The sequence below is a fragment of the uncultured Clostridium sp. genome, from assembly GCF_937920395.1.
Classification (GTDB): Bacteria; Bacillota; Clostridia; order Clostridiales; family Clostridiaceae; genus Clostridium_AD.
The window spans coordinates 1-8,962 of sequence record NZ_CALEVF010000136.1; the positions used below are offsets into that span (position 1 = coordinate 1).

The following is an 8,962-nucleotide window of genomic DNA, read 5'->3' on the forward strand; positions in this document are numbered from 1 at the left end:
ACCTTCTTTTATTCCATCACTTTTTAATTTACCAAAGATGTTTGATGCATTAGAAACCATAATTTCGACCTCCTCTTTTTTATTCTCATCAAATATATTTTCCACTAATTCATTCATATTATATATTTCATTACTATTAGTTGTATTTTTAATCCAACCTTTTAATAATAATTTTTCCTCAGAAGTTAGGTTGTTAAAATTAATTACTATATTCTTCAATCTTTCTAAAAATTCCATGGCATTTATATCTTGGTCTAATAGAAATATGGCTGCTACAACGGGGTTAGACTCATGTTCATACTCCTAAGTATATCAAATTTTTGTCTGAAATAATATATATTATAATAATATTATTACCGAAATGCGAACATATATTCGTATGATGGAAATTATTATTAGTATAGAATTTGTTTGAATATATTGTTGTTAAAATGTAGATTAGAATCTTGTAAAATTTTATAAAAACTTAATAAGAATTTAATTAAGTAAATAATATTAATTGCTAATAACCAACTGAAAGCACTGAAGTGTGGGAAGTTAAATTTAAGTTAAAAATGCTATGAAATCTAATTAAATTTAAAAGATTTCATTCTATTTCAGTGTGAAATTGCTTATTGATGATTTAAAGCAGGTGGCTCAAAGTGTTGTATGTATAAAATACTTAAGCCTTGTAGAGGAGTCCATGTTTAAGCATTTTGACTTAAGTGTTACAGTTATCAAGAAATATTTTTTTGTAATACATTTATTAAATATGAGCAAGCTAAGTTTAGAATAAACTTACAAGGAGTGAAAAATATGAAGTCTTCATCTCACAGAATAGCTATTCCTACAATTTTAGAAGTAGGAAAAGGAAATATTAATAACATAGGAAACTTGATTAAAAAAGCTATGTTGAAAAAGGTTTCGATATATTACGGAGAAGGAATAGAAGAGTTATTTGGAGTGTCTATAATGAAATCTTTAAAAGAATCCAACATTCAGATTTTAAAAATAGAAACTATTTTAGCCATAAATTTTGAAGAAATTAGTACTATGGCATTTGAAATATCAAATGATACTGAGGCTCTTATTGGCATTGGTGGTGGTAAAGCTATAGATGCTGTTAAATATATGAGTTTTTTAAAAAAGCTACCATTTATTAGTATACCAACTTCAACATCTAATGATGGGTTTTCAAGTCCAGTTGCATCCCTTTTAGTAAGTGGAAAACGTATGTCTCTTCCAGCAAAAACTCCTTACGGTATAATTATAGATATTGATGTAATTAAAGGAGCACCTGAGAAATTTATATTTTCAGGAATTGGAGATTTAGTATCAAACATCACTGCTCTGTATGATTGGAAATTTGAAGAGCAGCAAGGAAAAGCAACTATTGATGACTTTGCAGCCATGCTTTCAAAAAAATCGGTAAATAGTTTTGTACGTACTGAATTTAAGACAATTAAGGAGGATTTGTTTTTAAAAGAATTAGTGGATTCACTAACCTTAAATGGTATATCTATGGAAATTGCAGGTAATAGTTCACCGTCCTCCGGCTCTGAGCATTTAATTTCTCACGCTTTAGACGAATTTCTTGAAACTCCTCAACTTCATGGCATACAGGTTGGAGTTGCGACCTATATTATGTCTAATGTGCAAAACCACAGATTTGAGAGAATATCAAAAATATTAACGGAAACGGGCTTTTTTAGATATGTTAAAACTTTGAAAATGAGAAAAGAAGATTTTAAGAAAGCTATAGATATAGCTCCTTCAATAAAACCTAACAGATATACTTATATTCATGTTGAAGAAAGTAGAGAAATGGCTAAAAAGTTTATTGATGAGGATGAAACATTAAATTCTATCTTAATATGAAAGATACTAATTCAATTTTAGATGTGTAATAAAAACTGTAATGTTTTAAACTACTTAGGTGTACCTATAAATATTGTTACTAAAGATATAATAACTAGTGATTCCATTCGATTTAAATTGGCCACGCTAGATTATGATTCAAATTGCTTATTAATGATTTAAAGCTGGTGGCACAAAGTGGTGTACTATATGAAGTGGGAAAATGTAGAAAAGGCGGTATAGGTAAAACATATCTTGCTGCTTTTATATTAATCAATTACAAAACCCATGAGAATAATATCTCATGGGTTTTGTAATTTCAAATAAATTCAAAAATCATTCTAAAATTTACAATATTATTTCGGTAATGTCTTAATAATGCCTTTTCAAAATATAGATATACCATCATTTGTTCTTTTGATTTATCTAATAAAGTTAAATATTATTTATCTTAAAATATTAATTAAATCGTAAAAATAATATTTTCTATTTCTATGTTTTCCATCGGAATAAATTATTTTTGCTTCCACCAACTTCCTTAAATAATTATCTAAAGTAGTTACTGGGATTGTCATTTTACTCTTTATTTTATTTTTAGTAAAGATAGGGAATTCAAATATAACATCTATAACTTGTCTCATTTTATTGCTATTTATTATTTTTATGCTTTTGTTCATAGATACATTATAAAGTTCGTTTATTTTTTCTATTTTATCAATCAATTTATTTGATTCATTTATACACGCAGATAAAAAGAAGTCTATCCAATCAGAATAAATTTTTCTTACTGCAACAATATCTTTTTCATATTGATCTTCATCATCTTCTTTATCTGTTACATTAAATCTAGTTGCATTTAAAAGATCATAATATTTATATTTATCTTTTTCTAAACTTTCACTAACAAATAAGTTAGCACTACTTATAAATCCTTTATTGTATAAATATAAAGGAATTAGTATTCTTCCTATTCTACCATTACCATCTAAAAAAGGATGTATTGTTTCAAACTGTGCATGAATTAATGCAATTTTAATTAAATCATTAATATCATCATTTTCATTTATAAATTCATCTAAGTTACTCATGAAACTATCTACAAGCTGTGGTTCTGGTGGAATATATGAAGCATTTTCTATATTACTACCTTGTGTTCCTATGTAATTTTGAACGGATCTAAATTCCCCTGGAGTTTTACTTCCACCTCTAACCCCACCACCAAGTAATGTTTTATGTAAATTTTTTATTAATCTACTGCTTAGAGGCAATATTTTCAGTCCATACACACCTTCTTGCAAAGCAATATAATAGTTTGTGACTTCTTTAATATCATCCGTAACATTTTTTTCATCTGATCTATATTCTAACATCTCATCAATAGTTGCTTGGGTGCCTTCAATTTTAGAAGATTCCAAAGCTTCTTTTAATGAGAACAAATCCATTAAAAGATCAGGTCTTACTTTTGAACTTTTTAATTTTTCGTTATATATAGCAATTTCTTTATTTGCTTGTATTACTTTATTAAACAATCTTTCCTTATCAATTAATTTATCATTAGGCAATGTAAATGGTAAATATGGTTTTTTCATTTTAAAACCTCCTTATCTAAAACATTTTAACTAGTATTATAGTTGCTATTACTAATAAGTATACCATTTAAACCTAAAAAGTATACTTTTTAGGTTTATTTAACTCTAAAAATGATAAAAACGAGATTTATAGAACGATAAGGATTATTTATTACCTAAATTAATGGCCTCATTAAAAAAGCAAAGACAATAGACCTTGCAGTAGGATTCTTAATGAAACCTGGAGTGAAATTGCTTATTCAGAATTTAAAGCTGGTGGCACAAAGTGGCGTACGTATAAGAATATAAACGGGAAATATCTTAATATTACTAAGCCTCAGGCTTTATATTTAGTAAAGGACGCACTAGGTGACAGGGGAGATTTAAGGTTTTATAATATTAAGAATAAAGCCTTTCACCCTAAGTCATACATATTTGAATATGAAGAGGATGGAGATGTTTTTATAGGATCTTCTAATACGTCGAGTTACAAAATATTTTAGAATATTTGACTCCAAAGTTTCTTTTAGGACTCAAGGCAACTCCAGAGAGATTGGATAACAAAGATGTATTTGATATTTGTGATTATATTTTCAATTTCTGAACTATCCTTTGCCGTATTAATAGTTACTGCATTTATAAGGATATTCTTATTAGCATTGTATCTGCATAACCCTTATGTTATGCTGATGCCCTGTGAGAATGGAAAATTTTCTTATATCAATAGGACATAGGCAATAAATCAAAAAAGTTGCTCGCTTTATATTAAAGTGAGCAACTTTTTCTCATGTTATATTGATTAGACCATAAAATAATATAAGTAAAGAATTTAATTAACATATAACAATTTACAATTAATTAAAACGTATATTATACATTCAGAATATCAATATACACTTAAAGTAATTAACATCATTGAAATCCCACAGATTCTTATTATTCAACTTTTCTAAGGTTTTTAGATATTTCTATAATTCTACTATCATTATACGACACTTTCATACTTATACTATTTACATCTATTTGAAGTCTGTCAATTTTATCATCAATAATCGTTATATGTTCAGAATTACCTTTATATCCATCCAAAAGAGCATCACTGGTAGGGATAAGTTTTCTGTCTATCCTTACACCTAATTTTTTAACGTCATTCTCAATGGCATCAAGCCTTTTGGTGTTTTCTTTAACCTCAGTTTTTATATCTTTAAACCCATCTTGCATTTCTGAATACATTTTGGTCATAAATTCAAACATTTTATCATCACTCATATTAGCACCTCGTCTTTATATTATATCATTGTAAATTGCAATTTAATATCTTTTTTTAAATGAGTTATTTTCTATTAACTTATTCATTTTATATATTTCATTGTTATTAGTTGTATTTTTAATCAGAAGTTAGGTTATTAAAAGTGAGTACTATATTCTTCAATCTTTCCAAAAATTCCATTGCATCTATATATTGGTCTAATAGAAATATGGCTGTGGTAATGGGTTTAGACTCATGTTCACTCTCCTAAGTATATCAAATTTTTGCCTGAAATAATATATATTATAATGGTATCATTACCAAAATACGAACATATATTCGTATGATGAAAATTTTAATAATATAGAATTTGTTTAAATATATTGTTGTTAAAATGTAGATTAGAGGACTGTAAAATCTTATAAAAACCTAATAAGAATCTAATTAAATTTAAAAGATTTCATTACGCCTCAGTAGGGATTATATGATTTTTGATAAGTAAGTAAATATATACTATAATATATATAAATTAGTAAATAAGCCCTTAGTGGCATATGGTAAAACAACTATTAAGTATAAGGGGATTGGAAAGAGGGATTAGTGAAGTATGATAGATAAAGTTGATATTGTTACTAAAGATATAATAACTAGTGATTCCATCCAATTTAAAGGGGCCACGCTAGATTATGATTCAAATTGTTCTACAGGGGACAAGGATTATTTATTACCTAAATTAATGGCTTCATTAAAAAAAGCAAAGACCATAGATCTTGCAGTAGGATTTTTAATGGAATCAGGAGTTAAATTGCTTATTGATGATTTAAAGTTGGTGGCACAAAGTGGTGTACGTATAAGAATATTAACAGGAAATTATCTTAATATCACTCAACCTCAGGCTTTATATTTAGTAAAGGAAACACTCGGTGATAAGGTAGATTTAAGGTTTTATAATATTAAGAATAAATCCTTTCACCCTAAGTCATACATATTTGAATATGAAGAGGATGGAGATGTTTTTATTGGGTCTTCTAATATGTCTAATTCTGCATTAACTAGCGGTATAGAATGGAATTATAGATCAAATCATCTCTTTCAGAGCTGCAGAATCAGAACTTAGAGGATTTTACTTTTTTTAAGAATGTTTTTGAAGACTTATTTTTAAACCATTCTATAATCATTTTGTTTTATATGTTCTTTTTTTTATTGAATTTATGTGATTTATTACAAAGAGCGTTAAATATAATCTAATAAAAAAATCTTAGACCATTACGGTGTTTTGGACCTCTAATTTAGAATATACACTCCATTTATGCATGATTTGTATAACAAACCATTTATGAATATCTACATAAATATTATTACCCTGGAACAGCAGGCGCTTTAATTATTAAATCTGGATCATTATGGACAAAAGTAATATTTATTGCTCCAATTATTTCTTTTTCTCTATATTTTTCTTCAATATTTTGCGGAAAAATTTCTGCTAGTTCAATGCTTTCCTTAATCAGCCTAAGTCCATTAGTATTAAGTCGTTTTAATAATTCACCTACATCTTTGGCTTCTATTTCAAAATTAATACATATGGCTGCATTTGAAAACATAGTATGGTTCATAACCCATCCTGAACCGCTATTAATACAGCTAACTGCGTAATCAATCATATTATTTCTATTTTCTTTTGTAATACATGCTACGTTTATATATTTGGGTATCATTTTATCACCTCAATTGAATTAATACATAAAAAAACTATATCTTAATTATACTACTGATGCCTTAAACTATTTACTCAATTTGAAATCTGTAAATTTTATTATCAATAATTGTGATATGTTCAGTAATATATTTATAACATGGAGGACTTGAAAAGTTAGAAAAATAAATATAATAGATAAAACCCTTCATAGAGAAAAACTATGAAGGGTTTTATCTATGTACTATTTACCTAGTTTAAAAATATTCATATTCAACATAATAAAGTAGAGGAGGTTGAAGATGTATTAAAGAGTTATTAGTGAATAAATTTAGTATTAATAATTATAAGGCAACAAGTAATGTTGTTGAAAGGAATGAAGAATGTATGCCGACTATTACAAATGTAGCAATAAAAGAGACTGATAGTTTAGTTGTTAAAAATATAAAAAGTAAACTTAATGACGCAGGTGGGAAAGCAATTATTACACTTTTTAGCGGGGATAGCTGTGATATTTGTTTTGATGAAGGTGATAAAGGAATTGTATCTTCAAAGATAACTTCAGCAAATCAACCTATATGGGAAGCTTTTGATGCTGCAGTTGAGATTGTAATGAATAATGGAGGTAAAGCAAAAAAAGGAAATGCTCAATCCGGTGCAAGGTTAGGAAGTGGAAAATTGATGATTAATTCTGTTGAAGGATACATTGCTCATAAAGTACATGGAGTTCAAGAGGGAGAAACAGCAGTTGGTGCTGGTTTTGTTATTTGTGCTGTTTTAGATTGGGTTGGAGTTTGTACAAATGAGAAATGGTATCTTTCAATTAAACCAAGTTTTTTAGAAGAATATAAAAGTAGTTATTAAAATTAACCCTCATAAAAAAATTCTATGAGGGTTTCATTTATTCATAGACTTTTTCAAGTACTATGCCTTTTTCAAAGCAGCCTCTTTCTTCTTTTTTTTCATTTCTTTTGTTAATTAGATCATCCTCGGAATATCCAAGCGCATTTGCAAGTCCAAACAAAACTTCCATAACATCAGCAAGTTCTTCTAGATTTTTAGCTTCTAGATATTCGGAAACTTCTTCGTTTAATTTAGTTTCAAGTAAGGGCAAAACTTCTTCTTTTTTAGCAAAATGGATATCAAAGGGTTTACCTGTAGCTTCGATAATTTCAGGGATTTTATCTCTAACTAGTTTGTTGTATGTTTTCATGGGAGCCTCCTAGGGATATTGTTTATTGCTTTATTATAGCATAGGTGCTGATAAGATTAATAGAGAGTGAAACTATGTTTTCGTCATTTAATAAAATTGAATGGCATTTAAATTTTAAATATGACATTATTCTCTTAATTTAGCAATGCAAATGTGATAGAGTAGTTTTGATGAAAGTTAAAAAATAAATTATATTTATAATAAATTAGAACATTATGGCTATTAGCACGGATATTTCATTAACTATGAATAATCATAAGTTGATTATTGATACAAAGTAAGGATATGGGATAAAGATTTTACAAATAGTTAATTTGTTTTTAATAGGATGTGAAAAAGATGACAGACTTAAAGGATTATATAAAAAGCGAGAAAGATGCATCTATTGACCTAATAAATATTAAGGAAATAGTCGGATGTTTGCCAATTAATAAATTGATAGATTCAAAGATTTTCTCTAGGCTCTTGGATGAGGACAAGATGGTAGCTAGCTACAAAATGTATTGGTTGCTCGGAATACTTGAGGAAGTTAGCATTGGAAATACAGAGATTGAGTTTAAAAAGCTTATTGCTAGGATGATAGTATCTGCTTGGTACCCACAACAACAATTCAAATTAAATTTTGGCTTTGGCTTTTCTGATAAATTGAAAAAACCTATTGCTTATGTGGCATTGAGGAGTGAGTTCCCAGTAAATTGCAATGAAAAAGAACTATTAGACTATTTATATAAAAGTGAAGATAAAGAATTAAATAAAATGATGAAGGAACTTACTTATAATGTACCCTATAGATTGTTATCTCCCTTTTTTAAAGTTGCAGAGTTTAAAAACACCATAATTGTAGATTTATCACAAGATAGTCAAACTTGTTTGTACAAAATAATCAAAGGTGAGAAGGACAAAATAGTAATTAATGACTGTTGGATAACTTATTTGAAGGAAAATTACAGAGTAATTAAAGCATGAATTTACTATAAGCTTGTATGTTTTTTGCAAAAGAGGAACCCCAATGTACCGGCTATTGTTTTTAAACTTGAGGCACCAAAGAGAAGGATGCTTAAAGAAGCAACAGAACTATGGAAACAAATAATCAGTGTTAATAAATTAAAAGATATATATACTGGCGATGAATTTAGCAAAGCTGCATTTGAGGAGCATGGTGTTCTTAGTATAGATCATTTCATTCCCTGGAGTTTTGTTCTACATGATCAAATGTGGAATCTAGTGCCAACCTTTAAAAATGTTAATAGTAAGAAAAGTGACAAATTGCTCTTATATGATAATTACATAGATGATTTTTGCAGTACTCAATATAAAGCATTTTCATATATTTGTGAAAAGAAAATAAAGCACAGTCTTGAAGAATATGTGGACGTGCTAAATCTAGAGAATCCATATGAATA

Annotated in this window: 8 protein-coding genes and 2 pseudogenes; 5 read left to right on the forward strand and 5 right to left on the reverse strand. The window is 27.8% G+C overall.

What is annotated here, in order from left to right:
• A pseudogene (locus tag Q0649_RS10065) lies at positions 1-237 on the reverse strand (transposase); the annotation flags it as partial.
• 558 nt (positions 238-795) lie between these two features.
• Between Q0649_RS10065 and Q0649_RS10070 the strand changes: the two are divergent.
• Positions 796-1,857 (forward strand): iron-containing alcohol dehydrogenase family protein, encoded by a 1,062-nt coding sequence (locus Q0649_RS10070; RefSeq protein WP_298841040.1) that lies wholly within the window; start codon positions 796-798, stop codon positions 1,855-1,857.
• Between the two features lie 425 nt (positions 1,858-2,282).
• On the opposite strand, the gene Q0649_RS10075 is transcribed toward Q0649_RS10070, so the two are convergent.
• On the reverse strand, positions 2,283-3,425 hold the full coding sequence (locus Q0649_RS10075; protein WP_298841043.1) for a Fic family protein: 1,143 nt from the start codon (positions 3,423-3,425) through the stop codon (positions 2,283-2,285).
• A gap of 915 nt (positions 3,426-4,340) precedes the next feature.
• On the reverse strand, positions 4,341-4,673 hold the full coding sequence (locus tag Q0649_RS10085; protein WP_298841045.1) for a hypothetical protein: 333 nt from the start codon (positions 4,671-4,673) through the stop codon (positions 4,341-4,343).
• 587 nt (positions 4,674-5,260) lie between these two features.
• Here Q0649_RS10085 and Q0649_RS10090 point away from each other — a divergent pair.
• Positions 5,261-5,829: pseudogene (locus Q0649_RS10090) on the forward strand (phospholipase D-like domain-containing protein); the annotation flags it as partial.
• A gap of 182 nt (positions 5,830-6,011) precedes the next feature.
• On the opposite strand, the gene Q0649_RS10095 reads toward Q0649_RS10090, so the two are convergent.
• Complete coding sequence (locus Q0649_RS10095) at positions 6,012-6,368, reverse strand: hypothetical protein (protein ID WP_298841048.1); 357 nt, start codon at positions 6,366-6,368, stop codon at positions 6,012-6,014.
• A gap of 299 nt (positions 6,369-6,667) precedes the next feature.
• Between Q0649_RS10095 and Q0649_RS10100 the strand changes: the two genes are divergently transcribed.
• Positions 6,668-7,210 carry a hypothetical protein gene (locus Q0649_RS10100; protein WP_298841050.1) on the forward strand — a complete coding sequence of 181 codons (543 nt, stop codon included), beginning with the start codon at positions 6,668-6,670 and terminating at the stop codon, positions 7,208-7,210.
• 37 nt (positions 7,211-7,247) lie between these two features.
• On the opposite strand, the gene Q0649_RS10105 is transcribed toward Q0649_RS10100, so the two are convergent.
• Entirely contained in the window at positions 7,248-7,559 is a 312-nt protein-coding gene (locus tag Q0649_RS10105) for a nucleoside triphosphate pyrophosphohydrolase (RefSeq protein ID WP_298841052.1), read from the reverse strand.
• Between the two features lie 339 nt (positions 7,560-7,898).
• Between Q0649_RS10105 and Q0649_RS10110 the strand changes: the two genes are divergently transcribed.
• Positions 7,899-8,525 carry a hypothetical protein gene (locus Q0649_RS10110; RefSeq protein WP_298841055.1) on the forward strand — a complete coding sequence of 209 codons (627 nt, stop codon included), beginning with the start codon at positions 7,899-7,901 and terminating at the stop codon, positions 8,523-8,525.
• A gap of 24 nt (positions 8,526-8,549) precedes the next feature.
• On the forward strand, positions 8,550-8,962 hold a 413-nt coding region (locus Q0649_RS10115; RefSeq protein WP_298841058.1), incomplete at its 3' end, for an HNH endonuclease domain-containing protein.